Below are 16,401 nucleotides of genomic sequence, written 5' to 3'. Positions count from 1 at the left end.
AGGGTCAGAAATGACCCTTTTTATTTTTCACTCTTCTTAATTGACTCTCGAATAAAATACTTAAGAACCTTAGACCTATTGGCTCCACCAGTTAGAGATTTTATATCATCGCTAATAGCTTGATCGTAAATGAGGTCATGCAAAGTACCGGGACCATTTTCGATTCGAGATGAGATATTATTAAAGCTCCTCATCGTTTTATTAAGTTCTAAGATAGATGGGCCGATTTGTTTGAGATCTTCACTGTTGATTGAAGACATGATCCGATTTGTATTTTCAGCGGTCTGATTGATGTCATTAACAAAGGATTCAAATTGATCAGAGTTAATTTTGATAAGAAGTTTGTCAACTCTCTCAAGAACTCTAGCAGCTGTAACTATAATATCTTCTCCTTTTGAGAGAAAGTTTGCTATTTCTGGAGAAGATTGAACTTCAATTTCAGAGTTTTCCTTAATTACTGGAGAGTCATCTGTACCGCCAAGAATTTCCAGAAATTTATCTCCTAAAACTCCTTCTGTTTTAAACTTAATATATGAGTTCTCTCTAATCCATTGACGAATATCACTGTTGATCGTCATAATAATAGTTATTGAGTCTAAGCTATCAATTCGAATTTGCTCCACATTTCCAACTTTAATACCTTTGAACTGTACAAAAGCACCAGATTTCAAATTTTGAGCATTGGCTACTTTCGCATAAATATTAAATCTTTTTTGGAAAAGAGATGTATCTTTACTTAAGAAAAAAACAAAAGTGGAGGACAGCAGCAAAAGTGCAGAAACAAACACTCCAGCAACAACTATATTTTTCTTTTCATGAGGTCTTATTTGCATGTTTAAATCCTTCCGCAATTAGAAAACGTCTAACTATTGGGTCATTTGAATTTTTAAAAGTATCAATATCGTTATCAAAAACAACTCTTCCTTTGTCTAGAATAATCACCCTCTCGCAAAACTCTTGAATCGCTGGAATATCATGACTTACAAATATAGAAGTTACTCCAGACGAGCTAAATTTTTTCATGAGTTCAACAACATTAACAGTATTTGCCGGATCGAGTCCCGCAGTGGGTTCGTCATAAAGAATAATTTTAGGGGAGAGTATCATTGATCTCGCCATTCCTATTCGCTTTTGCATCCCTCCTGACAGGTCTGAGGGCATGAGATGTTTTGCGTGACTTAAATCAACTTGCTCGAGCATTTGATCAATCTTTTGATCGACTTCATCAAGAGAGAGGTTTGTGTGTTCAAAAAGTGGAAAAGCTAAATTTTCAAATACATTCATAGAGTCAAAAAGTGCCCCAGATTGAAACGAGTAGGAAATCTGAGTTCTTATCGAAGTCATTTCTCTTTCAGAGAGGTTGTCGATACGTTTAGACTCGAAATAAATCTTCCCCTTTGTTATATACTCAAGCCCTATGATGGAGCGGAGTAAAACAGATTTTCCAGTCCCTGACGAACCAAGGAGTCCGACTCTTTGTCCTGGAAATATATCAAATGATATCCCTTGGTGAACAACTTTCCTACCGAAGATCTTATGTATATCTTGCAGTTCTAAAAGAGGTTTGCTCATCATTTAGTCCAATAAACCAGAAAGACCTTACTTAAGAAAAAGTCTGTGATTAGTATTAAAATAGAGCTTGTAACAACTACCCAAGTTGTACTGTTTCCCACACCCTTAGTTCCTCCTGTCGTGTTAAATGACCGGTAGCAACCAACAATTGAAATTATTCCACCGAAAATCATTGCTTTCACCAAACCTGAAATATAGTCCGGAGTTTTAACAGTAATTAAGACCTTATTAAAATAGAAACCTGCGGACATATCAAATTCATTCATGCAGACTATCAGTCCTCCAAGAATTCCAAGAATACAGGAGAGACTAGATAAGAGTGGAAGAGAAATTATGCTGGCCCAAAATCTAGGAACAACAAGGACGCGAATAGGATTTGTTCCTAATGCTCTTAGAGCATCTATTTGCTGAGTCACATTCATCGCACCTATTTCTGAAGCTATCCCAGAACCAACACGACCTGCTATTAACAGTGAAGTGAATAAGGGGGCCATCTCTCTCGCAAGTGAAAGTGACACAACGGCTGGAACATATAGAGTCCCACCAAATTTCTTTAGACCAAAGCCAAAATTTAAGGTCATAACAAGACCCATTGCGAGTCCAATAACAATTGTTATTGAAATTGAACCAAGTCCTATAAAGCGAATTTGTTCAATTACTCGATGCCAGTATATAGGGCCTGTGAAAGAACAGATTAGTGTATTTTGAAAAAGGTTGTAAATTTCTCCAATTGTGAAAATATGCCTTCGAATCTTTGAGATCATAAACTACTGGCCTTAACAATTTCATAAAACTCATCAAGAGTATTTGAGTCGGACTTCTCTTTTGGGTTTATGAGAACGAAGTCATAGATACAGCGATCTTTTTTTAATAAAACTATATTCAAATATGTCTTAACTCCATCAACTTTTGTTTCAATTTCATATGACATAGTCTCTCTGTTAAATAATGTAAGATTTTTTTCGTTTAATATTTTGTAATCTGTGTTTCCAAGAAGTGAGTACATTAAATTTTTAATACTGCTATTTTCATATTTTTTACATAAAGAGTTAATGAAAAGAATATTGTCTGAATTGCTACTTGAGTAGGCGTAATCGGCTTGATCGCTATTAATACTTTTCCAATTTATTCCTGGATTTACTTTTAATTTATCATCTTTTGAATCGGGGGCACTGCTTGTGATTGTAGAGCAAGAAGCTAAAAATAATGCAAAATTTAATATAAACAAAAGTCTCATATTACTTAATCTTTTTAGACAGGAACTAGTATCATTATGTCACTCCTTAATAGTCTAAAGGGTTAGAACTCCTTGTAAATCCGAACAGACTTTCCCATGTCAAAAAAATGGACGGAAAAAATGTCCTCTAAGCAAAATTTTCCTTTAAAATTTTTAAAAACGATGTAGAATTAGAAATGATAGATCTTCAGGAAGAAGAATCTGATAAAAATTTGACATGGCTGTCACTGAAACAGGAAGTTTCTACCAGAATGAAAAAGCGTAATGTTCTAACATTCATCACTTTTTTGGCCCTCTCTTGTTGGTCAACATCTGCAAAGATTGTAGAAGCAGAATCTAATGATGGTTTCTTCCGTGTAAAAGTCTATACAAATAAAGAATTAATCAAAATTTCTCGTCTTGGAAAAGTTCTAACATTAAAAACGTTAGACTCAGAAGTTTTTGGTTCACTTAAAAAGGAACTAGAAGCTGTTAAGAATAGCCCATATGTTCAGAGTGTAAAAGAATTGGAACCTGTAGAAGGTAACGCTGTATTCTCAGTAAATATCAATCTAAAAGACGATGTTGAGATCTTCTCTTTCTATAAGAATAGAGATGTTGCCTACTATATTGATTTTTGGAAGGATGGTGGAACTGTTTCTCAGAAGTCTGCTGCCGTGAAAGCAGAAGTACCTGCTGCCAAAATTGCACCTGTTGTAAAAAAGCCAGCCGAAATTAAAAAAGTAGTAAGAGTTAAGCCTATTGCAGCTCCTATCGTAAAAAAAGAGAAAACATACCGTGATTTTAGATATGGTGCTTCTTTTATTTGGGATTATGCTCCAATACTCCCAAAAATTTCTAAAACAATTTTTTTAGACCGTAAGACTCCAGAGTTCTTTTATCCGATTGAAGACAGAAAATTCGATAAAGATGATAAAGAAGCTCATATGCAACTCTCTATTAATCTTTACAGAAAGAAGAAATGGGGATTAATGGCAAAATCTATAAAGCTTTATGAAGAAAAGTATAAAGATGATGCTAATTTCACAATGAATGAGTACTTAAAGGCTAATGCACTTCTGAGAGAGTCTTCTGATGCTGGTGACATCAAGCCTATCGATACAGCTGTTGCAATGTTTTCTAATATTGCTGAAAAGACTCCTGTTTACGAATTTAGAAGAGGAATCTACAAGTATCTCATTCAATACTATTTAGAGAAGCAGGACAGTATATCTACTTTAAAATATGCAAAAAGATTCTTTGCTGATGCAAAAGAGAATTTTGACTATGAAGAGCTTGAGTATGCAACTGAATTGATGCTTCTATCTTTATCAAACTTGAATCAGATTGATAAAATTAAGTCTTTAATTTCTGAGAAAACAATTCAAAAGATTCTACCAAAGCAAAAGCAAATTGCTTATGAAATGTATACATACTTAAAACTTGGTGATGAAGAACAAGTGATTAAGCTCTTTGAGAATTTTACAAAATCCACAAAGGGTGATCTCCTTCCATCTTTATATTTCAATGCTGCTGAAGCTTATTTTAGAACAGCAGAATATCAAAAAAGTATTGCTGCTTATGATAATTTCCTGAGCAAGTATTCTTTTCATTCTGCCTCATCTGCTGCACGACTTAGAGTAGCTCTTGCTAGTGATATTCTAGAGAGAAAAGAAAGTGAAGTTGAAGAATTATACAAAAATGCTATCAATCGTTCACAGGCAGTCGACATCAGCCTTGAGGCTAGGATTAGATATGTTGGTCTACGTGCGATTAGAAAAATTAAACCAACTACAGAAGATAAAGAAGTTAAGGTGTTCTTGGATAAAGGTGAACAGTCAAACTTAACGCCTGAGTTAGAAAGACTGCTCTGGTTAACAAGGTTAAGATCATTTATCGTGGATGGGAACTATCAAGACGCGCTGACATTTTTAACTGCGCTTCCTCTGGCAGCGATGGACAGTTCATTTAAGGTCGTTTTTGAAGGTGATGGTGCAGAAGTTGTCTACGGAATTATAAAGAAAAGTTATGATAACGGCGAGTATGCGAAATCGATCAGAGCCTGGGAAATATATAAGTCAGTATACTTTGAAAAAGTAGCAGCTGACCCTGAAATCCAGTTCATCATCGCGAAGTCTTACGCAAACCTTGGTCTTTGGGAAGGATTTCAAAAAATTTACGAATTGATAGGGAAAACGAAAGAGCAGAAAAGTAGAACATACCCAATTTGGCTCACGAGAACGACAACAGAGAACGCTGATCTTATTGAAAAGCAACTTCAAATTTTAAGAAATGTTAAGCTTGGAAATTGGTCTAGTGTCGAAAAATTAACCAATGAAATGGACAAAGTGACACCAGGTAATGCAATTGCACAGTTTTATCGTGCTATGGCTCTATATGGTCAAAAGAACTTTAGTCAAGCAGAGACAGCTTATGAAAGATTTTTTTCTAAGAATGTTAATTTTGACATTATTGATGGCAAAGATTTAGTCGACAGTGTTGTAAATTATTTAGAGTCTATTTATGAACAGGCAAAATATGCTAAATTTATAGATGTATCAGATGCACTCGTTAAAGATGCATCTTCATTCAAGGTTGATAAGGCCGTCGTACACAAAATGAAAGATCGAGTTGGGTATTTAAGACTTGAGATTATGTTTTCTCAAAATAAGGCAGATGTATTGGAGGAAGCCAATAAGTTTGTAAAAGATTTCAAAGATTCATCATATTTAAATAGAATTAAATTTTTATTAGGAAGAGAAAATTTAAGACTTAGAAAATTTGATGAAGGTGAAAAGATTCTCACAGATTTAATGAATTCAACATCTGTAGAGAGCTATATTAAGGAAATGGCAAGGTCAGAGCTGACATTACTAAACTTAAAAAAACGAACATTATAAATTACTCTACGGATAGAGTGGAAAAAGACAGGAGGTCAAATGAACACATTAACAGCAGAGTACTTCGGACAGGATCCAAAGATTGTTAAAGCGGTAAAGGTAGCGAGAAACGTTGCTGTAACAAAAGTTCCAGTACTAGTTGTTGGAGAAGCCGGAGTAGGTAAGAAAACTCTTGCTAAGTTCATTCACGAGAATTCAACAAGAGCTAATAAGCCATTCGTAACAGTTGATTGTGGAACAGGTTCTACTCAAGTTGAAAATGAAATTCTAGGTTACAGAGAAGCTGAGTCAGGAAGATTCGTTAAAGGTGCTCTAGAAAACGCAAATGGTGGGACAGTTGTTCTTGTAAACATCGATGCTCTTGAAGAAGATTTTCAAAAGAAATTACATAAGATCTTAGGTGAGCTTGATGATTATGATATCGATCTACGTATCATAGCAACAACAACTAAGAATCTTTCTAAGCTTGTTGGAGCTGGAAGATTTTATAGAGGTCTATATACAAACCTTTCAAACAACTCAATCACTCTAACTCCGCTAAGAGAAAGAATTAACGATATTGAAGTTGTTGCAAATAATATTATCAAAGACTGTTTCGAAGGTTCAGTGTCAATTGAAGAAGCTGCTTTACAAAAACTAGTTACTCATTACTGGACTCACAATGTAAAAGAACTAAAAGCTGTTCTTGAGAGTTCTCTTGTTAATTTCGATGGTGATGTACTTTCTGAAGAACAATTAGAAATTGGAGAGAAGAAAGTTGTTAATGTTATCTCTGAAGAAGACTCTGAAGGTATTAGACTTATGTCACTTAAAGAAGCTGAGAGACTACTTATCAAAAAAGCTCTTGTTCACACAAGCGAGAACAGAACTCAAGCTGCAAAAATTCTTGGTGTTTCGATTAGAACACTTAGAAATAAAATTAATGAATATAGAACAGAAGGTAACTCTTACTTCGTTAACTTAAGATAATTTGAGGGCGAATGAAGATTGAAGATAAAACACTAAAAGCACTTGCAGCGTCTCTAAATCTCAGACAAATGAGACATGAGATTCTGTCTTCAAATATCGCGAATGCCGATACTCCAGGGTATAAAGCAAAACGTGTTGATTTTGAAGATGCTCTACAAAGAGCACTTGATGTTGATGGAAACATGGAAATGCTGACCTCCGAAAATGGGCATTTTGATGTAGGAAATGGTGGATTCGAAAATCTTCAACCCGAAATTTATGAAGATCCAAATGGTGTTGTGAGTGAAGACGGCAACACCGTAGATCGTGATGCAGAATTAGCCAAAATGGCAGAGAATAAAATTTTGTATGATTCAGCAGTAAAGTTATTGAATAAAAAACTTGGAATGTTGAAATATACAATCAACCAAGAGAAATAGGAGCATAGATAATGGATTTACTAACATCATTAAAAATTAGTGCTTCAGGGGCTGCTGCGAATAAGAAGAGAATGGGTGCCATTTCTTCAAATATCGCTAACGCTCAAACTACAAGAACTGCAGAAGGTGGACCTTATCGTAAGAAAGAAGTTGCTTTCGGTAGTGAACCTGCAAGAAAGAGTTTTTCTGATATTTTAGAAGGTGAACTAGATGCACAAGCACAAGAAGTTCATGCAACAGAAGTAATTTCTACAGATAAACCACCAATTTTAAAGTATGAGCCGAACCATCCAGATGCTAACGCTCAAGGATATGTAGCATATCCTAATATTAATGTAATGGAAGAGATGGCTGATATGATTTCAGCTTCAAGAAGTTACGAAGCAAATATTAACGTAATGAATACAACTAAAAGTATGGCGATGAAAGCGCTAGAAATTGGAAACAACTAAGGAGTAGTTTGTGGCCATCAATAATATTCAAAGTATGAATGACATTTTTAATACACATGACACGAAGAAGTGGACGAAGTCTGCAGATATCGAAGGTGCTATTAGTTTAAATGACTTTGAACTTGATCCTACAACACGTGCAGATTCGAAACTAACGTTCAGCGAAATGCTCTCGAATCAAATCTTAGATGTAAATAACTTACAAAAAGAAGCTGATTCAGCTATCCAGAAACTTGTAAGTGGAAAGAGTAATAATATTCAAGAGACAATGCTTGCAGTTGAGAAAGCAGAAATTGCATTCAAGACAATGAATCAAGTGAGAAATAAGGTTATTGAAGCATATAAAGAAGTAATGAGAATGCAGATATAATTTATTGTTGAGTTGTTTTTAACTATTGGCAGGAAGCTATTAGTAATATCAGGAGGATCCCTTGAAAGATTTTATCGAAAAGGTTGTTAGAAATTTCACAGAGTTTTTCACAAGCCTCGATTCAGGGAAGAAAATTAGTTTAGTTGCTGTAGCATCATTTATTGTTATCGCATTGCTAGGTGTAGTTCTTTGGGCGTCGAAGACGAGATATAGTGTTCTTTACACGGATTTGAACAAAGAAGACTCAAATAAAGTACAAATTTTCTTAAAAGAAAATAACGTATCAGTTCAGGTGAGTAACGATCAAAAGGTTGTTAGTATTCCTGAAGACATGATCGAAGTTGTAAGACTTAAGATGATGACTCAAGGATTCACTTTCTCTGGGACAGTTGGTTATGAAGTATTTGATAATCAATCTTTTGGTACTACAAGTTTTGTACAGAAGGTTAATAAGCAAAGAGCAATTGAAGGTGAACTTGTAAAAACTATTAAACATCTTCGTGGAGTTAAAAGAGCTCGTGTTCACTTAAATATTCCAGAATCTTCACCGTTTGTAACAGAGAAGAAAGCTCCTACTGCGTCAGTTGTTCTTGATCTTGATCAAGGTGTAACTCTGAGCGAATCTGAGATTAAAGGTATCGCATCTCTTGTTGCAAGTTCTGTTGAAGGAATGAGAGCAGAGGGTGTTGTTATCTTAGATGATAGAGGAAAAAGATTGTCAGATAATATTGGTGATGCCCTAACTGCTAATACGGCAAATAGAATGGCACTAGAAAGTAAACTTAATCGTCAATATGAAAGACAAATTGAAGAAATTCTAGCGAAGGTTGTTGGTGAAGGGAAGGTAATCGCTAAGGTTAACGTTATCATGGACTTTACTGAGTCTGTATCAACGCAAACAGAATATGATTCGGAGAATAAAGCTGTTCTTTCAGAAGTTACAAATACACAAAAACTTCAAGGATCAAGACCTTCTCCACAAGGGATTCCGGGTGCAAGATCAAATCTTCCTGGTGAGACACCACAACCAGGTGTCCCAGAGACACGAAATGACGTGAATAAAGAGCTTGCTACACGGAACTACAATGTTCCAAAGAAGGTAACAAAATCTAAAAACCCAACAGGGAAAATTAATAAAATCTCTGCTGCAGTCATGGTTGATGGAAAAAGAGTTCCAACTGTAATCGATGGTAAGACTGTAATGAAGTATGAGCCATGGTTAGAAGCAGATATTGCAAATTTTGAAGCGATTGTATCTTCTGCGCTTGGTATTGATGAAAGAAGTGGAAGTAAAATCACAATCAAAAACATGGAATTTCACCAAGAAGATATGGAGTCGATTGAAGCTCTAATGAGAGAGAAAGAAAACAGAGAGCTTATCAAGAATATTTTCAAGTATCTTGCAGTTGGTTTAACAATTTCACTCTTCTTCTTCATTGTTGTAAGACCATTCATCCAGTGGGTTACTGATAACACGGTTGAAACAGTTGAAGATTTCTTACCTCGTACACTTGAAGAGCTTGAGAAAGTACAGGCGAATCAAAAACTTCCAGGTCTTGAGGACGCACTTCCTCAGATTGAAGAAAAGCTTAACCCTGAAAAAATTGAGGGGAATATGCTCCGTGAAAAGATCATCTCTCTTGTTGAGGGGAATCCAGGTAAGGCAGCACAGATTATACATGAAATGATTCATAATAATGAGTCGGATAAACAGATAGCATAAAAGGTTTAAGGGGTAGGTTGTGTCAGAATCACTAGATCCAGAAGTAGAATACTCGCTTCTTTCAGGGCAGGATAAAGCAGCATTGCTTTTGAGTTCCCTTGGTGTGTCCACAACACAGTTAATATTTTCTTACATGAGAGATAATGATGTTAAGAGAATGATTAATGCAATGGGAAACATTAGAAGAGCGCCAATTTGGATGATTAAGAAAGTTCTTGAAGAATTCTATTCACAACTTAATGAAGAGAACGATTTACTATTCTCTGAAAACTCTGGCCGTGACTTTATTATCAACGCTCTTGGTGAAGATAGAGCGAAGCAACTTCTAGGACAAATCGTTGATGTTGGAGCATCAAATACGCTTGAATCTCTAGAGCTAGTTGATACTCGAACACTTGCAAACTTTCTAATTAACGAACATCCGCAGACTATTGCACTCATCGTTGCTCACTTAAATGCGGAAAGAAAAGTAGATGTACTGCGAAGACTTCCTGAAGGGCTTCAAGCCGAAGTTGTTCTAAGAGTAGCAAACCTAGACTTCGTTTCACCAGAACTTATCGCACAGCTTGATGATGTTCTTAAAACAGAGCTTAGTACACTCGGATCTATTGATACTAACCAACTTGGTGGTGTTGAACCAATCGCAGATATGCTTAACTTAATGGATAAGAACTCTGAGAAAAACATCATGGGAAGAGTTGAAGAGAAAGACCCAGAGCTTGCTGAAGAGATTAGAAAGCTTATGTTTGTTTTCGAAGATCTTGTTTATGTTGATGATAAAGGTATTCAAGCTCTTCTTAAAGAAGTTGATCAGAATAAAATGGTTATTGCACTTAAGACAGCTCCTGAAGAGATTAGAGCGAAGCTATTTAAAAACATGTCAAACAGAGCTGCGACATTATTACAAGAAGACCTTGATGCTCTTGGACCAACAAAACTTTCAGATGTTGAAAAAGCACAATCTGAAATCGTTCAAAAGTGTAAAGAACTTGAAGCTCAAGGTAAGGCGTTTATCTCTCGTGGTGGAGACGGCGACGCGCTTGTTTAATTTTTTAGAATTTGTAGGAGTAGGTTATGAAAGATATCCAATATGACGTTGAAGAATATACATTTCAATCATTTTCTGCTCCTTCTGAAGAGGGTCTTGTAACTGATTTTGAATTTCAAGACCTTCAAGGAAAGACAATTGAACAAATTGAAAAGATTCAACACACAATTAAGATTGAACGTGAAGTTTCACGTAAGTCAGGATTTGATATTTCCCCGATCGTTAGACAACATCGTGGTATCCAACTTCAAGAAGAAGAGGAAATTGAAAGAAGAATCGAAGAAGAAGTGAATAAGCGCGTTGCTAAGATTCAAGAAGATGCTTTTAGACAAGGCCACGAAGAAGGTGTTGAACAAGGTCGTCATGACATCTATGAGCAAACTCGTCAAGCAACAGATGAGAAGCTTGTTAGCCTTTCAGAGATGATCTCTCAAACTCTTTCAACTCAGTCTGAAATTTTAAAAGATCAAAAGATGGAGTTGTATAAGTTAATTAAAAACGTAACCAAGTGGATTGTTCTTCGTGAATTAAAAGACGATGGAAAGTATATTGAAAGACTACTTGAAAAGCTTATTGTTGAAACACAGACAAAAGCAAATTTACTAATTCAGGTTAATCAAAAGAGTTTTGAACAGATGCCAGAAGTTCTCGAAGCCGTACAGGCTCGCGTTGGTACTCTAACAAATGTAAGAGTTGAATCAGACTATGATATTGAAGATATGGGAATTATCCTACAATCTGAGAACGGAATCATTAATGCTACTTTAAAAGAACAATTTAATAGTATTGATAAACTTTTTGACTCCGTAGGATTAGAGTCAACAGAAGACGATAAGGTTGATTTTAATGACAACGAATAATAGATCGTTAGATATTGAATCAATTCATAAGGCCTATGAATTTTCATCCCCTTACCAAAAAATTGGGAAGGTTCGTGCATCCAAAGGGATGCTCTTTGAAGTAAATCTTTCTCGTGCTGTGATAGGAAGTAACGTTGAATTCGTAACAGAGTTTGGCAATAAGTGTCTCGGTGAAGTTGTTGCTATTGATGGTAATCGTTGTATGGTGATGCCATACCAGGAGCTTAGTGGAATAAATTCTGAGACAAAAGTATATTTAAAAGATCTTACAACAACAATAAAAGTTGGTCCTGAATATATTGGACGTGTTATTGATTTCCAAGGAAATCCAATTGACGGAAAAGGTCCAATTGAAAAATCAAAAACAACACGTAGTATTTTTGGAACACCTATAAACCCACTTGAAAGACCACCAATATCAGAAGTTCTTGATACAGGTGTAAATTCAATTAATGCATTTATGACTGCAGGTAAGGGGCAACGTCTCGCTATTATGGCCGGTTCAGGGGTGGGGAAGTCCGTAACTCTTGGCATGATTGCACAGAAGTCCTCTGCTGATGTAAACGTTATTGCACTAATTGGAGAAAGGGGACGTGAGGTTCTTGAATTTATCGAACATGATCTTGGGCCTGAAGGTATCAAAAAATCTATCGTAGTTGTAGCGACTTCTGATACATCAGCTCTCATTAGAATGAAGGCTGCATTTGTAGCGACGACATTCGCTGAATACTTCCGCGATGAAAATAAAGATGTCCTGTTAATGATGGACTCAATTACACGTTTCGCGATGGCCAGTCGTGAAATTTCACTTTCAGCAGGAGACCCTCCTGGGCAGAAAGGTTATACGCCAACTGTATTTGCTCAGCTTCCAAAGTTAATGGAGCGTGCGGGAACTAAAGCAGGAGCAGGCTCTATCACTGGAATTTACACTGTTCTAGTCGAAGGGGGCGATATGGATGAACCAATTGCCGATGCTGTAAGAGGGATTAGTGATGGACACATTATCTTATCTCGTGACCTTGCTTCAAAGAACCAATTCCCTGCTATTGATGTACTTCAATCATTATCAAGGGTAATGAATAAGGTCGTATCTCGCGAGCACAGGATTGTTGCGGGCCACTTACGCGATCTTATGTCTGCATACAGAGATAACGAAGACCTCATTAACGTTGGTGCGTATGCTCGAGGCTCCAACCCTCGTGTAGATAAGGCCATGGTCATTCATGATGAATTAATGAACATGTTAAAACAGTTTCAAGGTATGTCAGATCCAATGTCTATGGATGAGCTTTATAACAATATGGTTGATCTTGCTAAGCTGGCTGAAGATACCGTTAATCCACCAAGACAGGAGGATTAATAGATGGCCCAAAAGTTTAAATTCAAACTTGATGGTCTTTTAAAGGTTCGTGAGTTTAAAGAGAAACGCATCAAACTTGAACTCGGGGAAATCTTAAAAGAGATTGAAGAGGCTAAAGCGACAATTGCTAAAGCTCAGCAAGATATTGAAGAGTGTTATGAGGCACAGGAAGCATTCGTTTCAGAACCGGCTGCTGGACGTATGGTTCAGTTCTTTCCTCAATATATTCAATCTCGTCGCGATGAGCAGAAAATACAAGAAAATATTTTATATTCCCTAAATCGTAAGTATCAAGAAAAAATAAAAGAACTTGCACAAGCCAAAGGGGAAGTTAAAGTGATTGATAACCTCAAGGATAAACAGCAGCTGGAATTCAATAAAAAACGTGAAAAGAAATTCCAAGAAAATATCGATGAACTAACAATTATTAAAAAACATCGTGAGAATAAAGTATGAAAAGTTTAATTTTAATTTCAATTCTGGCCTTTTTAACAACAAAGTCATTTGCTCAAGAGAGTAAGAAGAGTGATAAACTTGAGTTCACAAAAGAAGAATTTCAAAATGCTGTCTACGCTGAGTTAGAAAAGAAAATGAAAAAAATTGGTCGTTCCAAACTTCTTGATTTCTCTAAAGAACTTCTTCAAAAAGAGGAAGCTATCGCAGAAAAAGAGGAGAAACTAAAACTTAGAGAAGAGCAGCTGAAGCTTGGTGAAGAAGAATTAAAAAAGAAATTTGTTGAATTTAAGAGTACACAAGAAAACTTTCTCGCTTGTATTGATAAAGAAGATACTGAGCAAAAGAAAAGAATTAGCCATATGGTTAATGTTGTCTCTGGGATGAGACCAGCAACGGCAGCAGAATTACTTTCTCAACAAGATCCGTCACTATCTGTAAAAATACTGGGAATGCTTGAGCCTGCTAAGGTTTCTAAAATATTTAACCTTATGGATAAAGAGATTTCCGCACGTCTTCAAAAGCAGTATATGACACTTAAGAAATAACCATGTAACAGAGCTATTTGGTGAGTATGATCTAGTCGATATATACAGGAATTTCAGTATCCATATTAAAAATTAGATCGATATTATCTTGTAAGAAATGTCTAAGTATTTCACCGTTTCTGTTAACGCAATTAATCCTAAGCCATATACCGATAGGTAAAGTTAAGTGAATTCCGTCATGAGAACCAAGAGTTGATTGAAAAATGTTTACAATGGCATAAGTATTCAATACTGTGTTTTGAGGACAGAGATTAAGTTTTTCAATTTTGTTAGAAATATTTAAGTAGTTATCATTATTCAAAATATACAAACTAGGATTAAGGTTCTTCGAATAGTATAGCTGAGGGGTGAATCTTTTTGTTCCTAGTAGGTTGTAAATAGAATAAGATTTCACTGCATTCAAAGCGACCTTAACTCCAAGTTGATCAAGTGAATTATGGTCTTTGATGCCCAAGTGATGACCAAATTCGTGAATGAGTAAAGATGTCGCATCTGCAATGCTCATGGATTTTATTCTTTTTAAATTTATATAAATCTTACTTCCAGGGGTATTTGAAGTTATTGCAACTTTTTCAAGCCCATCAATTACAAAAAAATCAAGATTGGCCGGTTTTTCAACAAATATAATGTTAGAAGGTATTATAACTTCTTTTATTTGCCTTAGATTGTCTTTCTTGTCTTCCTCAACACAACTTTTTGTGGATAAGCATATGTCAATGTATTGTGAAAGGTTGTTAGCCGCGAAAAGAATATTTCTAGTTGAGATATCTCCACCATTTCGTACTTTCCCCTCTGATGCAAATAGGTTTGTGACTAATGCCAGCAGTATGAACGTTTTCATTTTATTCTGATTCCTTCGTTAAAGGGAAGTATTGTATATTTAACATATAAATATCATCAGCAGAATCATTTGACTCTACTAAAAGAGATAGATTATCTTGAAATTGATCTATTAGTTTCTTGGCCTCGTGTATCGACTCTTTTTTGACTGCAATCGTTGATGAAGAAATATACCTTCTTTCTATAGCTTCCTCTCTAATCGAATCAATACCTTTTTTGATAGATTCCTCATGATATTCTTTTATATAATCATTTGGAATATCAGTAGATGTTTGATGTCTGTTTTGATTTAATTCAATTTTGTCATCATTGATATTTATCAAATTTATATAAACTAACCTGTTTATCGTTTCTTCAATTTGCAGGGAGCTTACTTTATTTTTAAGTCTTGATGATATCCAATTGAAATCAAGTTTGAAATCTTTCAGTCTACACATCTCAATAAGTGCATATGAGTACCAGTTTGATATGAGGCTAAAGTGATTGTCTGGAATAATGTTGGGTATGTTTCTATTTACAAGTTTGTTTATTCTGTTTAGTAGCTTTGCTTTTTGAATCGGATTTGACTCTTTTTCTAGGGAGACTAGATCTATAAAGTAGCCCTCTTCTTCTGGACTGAAATCAAAGTAAGCACATAAGCTTTTAATTAGATCATCGCCAGGGTTTCTTTGCCCTCTTAATACTTTGTTTAATGAGGATGTATGAGATAGGTTTAATTTTTTTGCGAGTAGTGCAATGGAAAAAGAAGGATTGTGTTTTTTTTTGTCATCAATAAAGTCATTTAAAAAATGTCTGTAATCTTTGTAACTGTATAGATTTGTCATTTTATCTCCAGTTAAATAATAAAAGTAAAAATAAGGTATGAATAGTTTTATTTATTGTTTTATAAGTAAATGGTGTGGGCTTACTTGCCCATGAAAACATATGTTGGCGATATTAAAAAAAATAAAAAAAATAAATGTTGTTACAATGTTGATTTTAGATATTGCTCATGGAATATCATTCATCTCCGATAAACTGCATGTATGAAAAAGTTATCGATAATTATTTTATTGCTTAGTTCCTGCGTATCTCCTTTTGATAAAGGAAGCGTTGATGTTAATTTAAGTTCGAGAGTTGATCAGAAAAATGATCCGATCGTATCTGATGTAAAATTGTTAAATGACTCTTTGACAATTATTGGAAAAAATTTTAATGATTTGGTTTCAGTTAAGTTGAATTCAAATTCTTTGGTTGTTACTTCAAATACAGGGACAATTCTTACTCTCTCTGCTCCTACATCTTTCAATCTTGTTCTTGAGTCTGCTTCAAGTCTTATTATTTCAACAGCGAATGGGGCAACAGCTGTTCCTGTTATCTTTAATCTTATTGATGGCAGCGTGACTGCGAGTAAACTCTCTGATATGGGAGCAAGTTCTGGTCAGTTTTTAAAATATAATGGAACAACATGGGTGCCAACAACAATTTCTTCAGGCCTAACATATCTTGGAAGCTATGATGCTTCTTCAAATTTTCCAAATGCTACTTTGGGGGGATATTCAAGTGGTGAATACTATATCGTTTCAAATGCCGGAAGTCAGGATCTAGGATATGGTAATGGAACAATTTCTTGGAATGTTGGTGATTGGCTTGTTTGGAATGGTTCTGATTTTGATCAAATTAATAATACTG

18 protein-coding genes are annotated in these 16,401 nt (G+C 35.3%); 12 read left to right on the top strand and 6 right to left on the bottom strand.

Going from position 1 to position 16,401, the window contains the following annotated elements; all coding sequences use genetic code 11:
• Window positions 1–20: 20 nt before the first annotated feature.
• The 4 genes from M900_RS10600 to M900_RS10585 are packed head-to-tail and all read right to left on the bottom strand — an operon-like array spanning window position 21 to window position 2,800.
• Window positions 21–833, bottom strand: a complete 813-nt coding sequence (locus tag M900_RS10600) for an MlaD family protein (protein ID WP_021274934.1) — start codon at window positions 831–833, stop codon at window positions 21–23.
• Complete coding sequence (locus M900_RS10595) at window positions 814–1,572, bottom strand: ABC transporter ATP-binding protein (protein ID WP_021274970.1); 759 nt, start codon at window positions 1,570–1,572, stop codon at window positions 814–816. The genes M900_RS10600 and M900_RS10595 overlap by 20 nt, the downstream gene beginning before the upstream one ends.
• The gene (locus M900_RS10590; protein ID WP_021274907.1) at window positions 1,572–2,336 is read right to left on the bottom strand and encodes an ABC transporter permease; all 765 of its coding nucleotides are present in this window, start codon (window positions 2,334–2,336) and stop codon (window positions 1,572–1,574) included. The genes M900_RS10595 and M900_RS10590 overlap by 1 nt, the downstream gene beginning before the upstream one ends.
• Window positions 2,333–2,800 carry a hypothetical protein gene (locus tag M900_RS10585; protein ID WP_198295998.1) on the bottom strand — a complete coding sequence of 156 codons (468 nt, stop codon included), beginning with the start codon at window positions 2,798–2,800 and terminating at the stop codon, window positions 2,333–2,335. Before M900_RS10585 ends, M900_RS10590 begins: the two co-directional genes overlap by 4 nt.
• A 185-nt stretch (window positions 2,801–2,985) precedes the next feature.
• Between M900_RS10585 and M900_RS10580 the strand changes: the two genes are divergently transcribed.
• The 11 genes from M900_RS10580 to M900_RS10530 all read left to right on the top strand — a co-directional run bounded on the left by M900_RS10580 (window position 2,986) and on the right by M900_RS10530 (window position 13,890).
• Entirely contained in the window at window positions 2,986–5,688 is a 2,703-nt protein-coding gene (locus M900_RS10580) for a hypothetical protein (protein WP_034732423.1), read from the top strand.
• 39 nt (window positions 5,689–5,727) lie between these two features.
• The gene (locus M900_RS10575; RefSeq protein ID WP_021274995.1) at window positions 5,728–6,657 is read left to right on the top strand and encodes a sigma-54 dependent transcriptional regulator; all 930 of its coding nucleotides are present in this window, start codon (window positions 5,728–5,730) and stop codon (window positions 6,655–6,657) included.
• A gap of 11 nt (window positions 6,658–6,668) precedes the next feature.
• On the top strand, window positions 6,669–7,076 hold the full coding sequence (gene flgB / locus M900_RS10570; RefSeq protein WP_021275007.1) for a flagellar basal body rod protein FlgB: 408 nt from the start codon (window positions 6,669–6,671) through the stop codon (window positions 7,074–7,076).
• An 11-nt stretch (window positions 7,077–7,087) separates the two neighbouring features.
• A complete protein-coding gene (gene flgC / locus M900_RS10565) occupies window positions 7,088–7,528 on the top strand; it encodes a flagellar basal body rod protein FlgC (protein ID WP_021274978.1) in 441 nt (146 codons plus the stop codon).
• A 10-nt stretch (window positions 7,529–7,538) separates the two neighbouring features.
• On the top strand, window positions 7,539–7,898 hold the full coding sequence (fliE, locus tag M900_RS10560; RefSeq protein WP_021274860.1) for a flagellar hook-basal body complex protein FliE: 360 nt from the start codon (window positions 7,539–7,541) through the stop codon (window positions 7,896–7,898).
• 61 nt (window positions 7,899–7,959) lie between these two features.
• Complete coding sequence (gene fliF / locus M900_RS10555) at window positions 7,960–9,621, top strand: flagellar basal-body MS-ring/collar protein FliF (protein WP_021274981.1); 1,662 nt, start codon at window positions 7,960–7,962, stop codon at window positions 9,619–9,621.
• Between the two features lie 19 nt (window positions 9,622–9,640).
• Window positions 9,641–10,669 (top strand): flagellar motor switch protein FliG, encoded by a 1,029-nt coding sequence (fliG, locus tag M900_RS10550; RefSeq protein WP_021274874.1) that lies wholly within the window; start codon window positions 9,641–9,643, stop codon window positions 10,667–10,669.
• 26 nt (window positions 10,670–10,695) lie between these two features.
• On the top strand, window positions 10,696–11,529 hold the full coding sequence (locus M900_RS10545; RefSeq protein WP_021274957.1) for a FliH/SctL family protein: 834 nt from the start codon (window positions 10,696–10,698) through the stop codon (window positions 11,527–11,529).
• Window positions 11,516–12,889 (top strand): FliI/YscN family ATPase, encoded by a 1,374-nt coding sequence (locus M900_RS10540; protein ID WP_021274925.1) that lies wholly within the window; start codon window positions 11,516–11,518, stop codon window positions 12,887–12,889. The genes M900_RS10545 and M900_RS10540 overlap by 14 nt, the downstream gene beginning before the upstream one ends.
• Before the next feature lie 3 nt (window positions 12,890–12,892).
• Window positions 12,893–13,345, top strand: a complete 453-nt coding sequence (locus M900_RS10535) for a flagellar export protein FliJ (RefSeq protein WP_021274975.1) — start codon at window positions 12,893–12,895, stop codon at window positions 13,343–13,345.
• Window positions 13,342–13,890 (top strand): MotE family protein, encoded by a 549-nt coding sequence (locus M900_RS10530; RefSeq protein WP_021274930.1) that lies wholly within the window; start codon window positions 13,342–13,344, stop codon window positions 13,888–13,890. Before M900_RS10535 ends, M900_RS10530 begins: the two co-directional genes overlap by 4 nt.
• Window positions 13,891–13,921: 31 nt before the next feature.
• Here M900_RS10530 and M900_RS10525 read toward each other — a convergent pair whose 3' ends face one another.
• Window positions 13,922–14,731, bottom strand: coding sequence for a hypothetical protein (locus M900_RS10525; protein WP_021274913.1), 810 nt, complete (start codon window positions 14,729–14,731; stop codon window positions 13,922–13,924).
• A 1-nt stretch (window position 14,732) separates the two neighbouring features.
• Complete coding sequence (locus M900_RS10520) at window positions 14,733–15,554, bottom strand: TIGR02147 family protein (protein ID WP_021274875.1); 822 nt, start codon at window positions 15,552–15,554, stop codon at window positions 14,733–14,735.
• 201 nt (window positions 15,555–15,755) lie between these two features.
• On the opposite strand from M900_RS10520, the gene M900_RS10515 reads away from it, so the two are divergent.
• Window positions 15,756–16,401 (top strand): hypothetical protein (locus M900_RS10515; RefSeq protein WP_021274984.1); only part of this gene is annotated, 646 nt, incomplete at its 3' end.

Source organism: Bacteriovorax sp. Seq25_V (genome assembly GCF_000447795.1).
Lineage (GTDB): Bacteria > Bdellovibrionota > Bacteriovoracia > Bacteriovoracales > Bacteriovoracaceae > Halobacteriovorax_A.
The sequence above is the reverse complement of the archived record's forward strand: the minus strand, read 5'-3'. Positions and strand labels throughout refer to the sequence as shown.

Coding starts and splice junctions, on each gene's coding strand:
- M900_RS10535 (WP_021274975.1), top strand. CDS start 12,893: ATGGCCCAAAAGTTTAAATTCAAACTTGATGGTCTTTTAAAGGTTCGT.
- M900_RS10590 (WP_021274907.1), bottom strand. CDS start 2,336: ATGATCTCAAAGATTCGAAGGCATATTTTCACAATTGGAGAAATTTAC.
- M900_RS10520 (WP_021274875.1), bottom strand. CDS start 15,554: ATGACAAATCTATACAGTTACAAAGATTACAGACATTTTTTAAATGAC.
- M900_RS10545 (WP_021274957.1), top strand. CDS start 10,696: ATGAAAGATATCCAATATGACGTTGAAGAATATACATTTCAATCATTT.
- M900_RS10595 (WP_021274970.1), bottom strand. CDS start 1,572: ATGAGCAAACCTCTTTTAGAACTGCAAGATATACATAAGATCTTCGGT.
- M900_RS10580 (WP_034732423.1), top strand. CDS start 2,986: ATGATAGATCTTCAGGAAGAAGAATCTGATAAAAATTTGACATGGCTG.
- flgB (WP_021275007.1), top strand. CDS start 6,669: ATGAAGATTGAAGATAAAACACTAAAAGCACTTGCAGCGTCTCTAAAT.
- M900_RS10540 (WP_021274925.1), top strand. CDS start 11,516: ATGACAACGAATAATAGATCGTTAGATATTGAATCAATTCATAAGGCC.
- M900_RS10525 (WP_021274913.1), bottom strand. CDS start 14,731: ATGAAAACGTTCATACTGCTGGCATTAGTCACAAACCTATTTGCATCA.
- M900_RS10530 (WP_021274930.1), top strand. CDS start 13,342: ATGAAAAGTTTAATTTTAATTTCAATTCTGGCCTTTTTAACAACAAAG.
- M900_RS10575 (WP_021274995.1), top strand. CDS start 5,728: ATGAACACATTAACAGCAGAGTACTTCGGACAGGATCCAAAGATTGTT.
- flgC (WP_021274978.1), top strand. CDS start 7,088: ATGGATTTACTAACATCATTAAAAATTAGTGCTTCAGGGGCTGCTGCG.
- M900_RS10600 (WP_021274934.1), bottom strand. CDS start 833: ATGCAAATAAGACCTCATGAAAAGAAAAATATAGTTGTTGCTGGAGTG.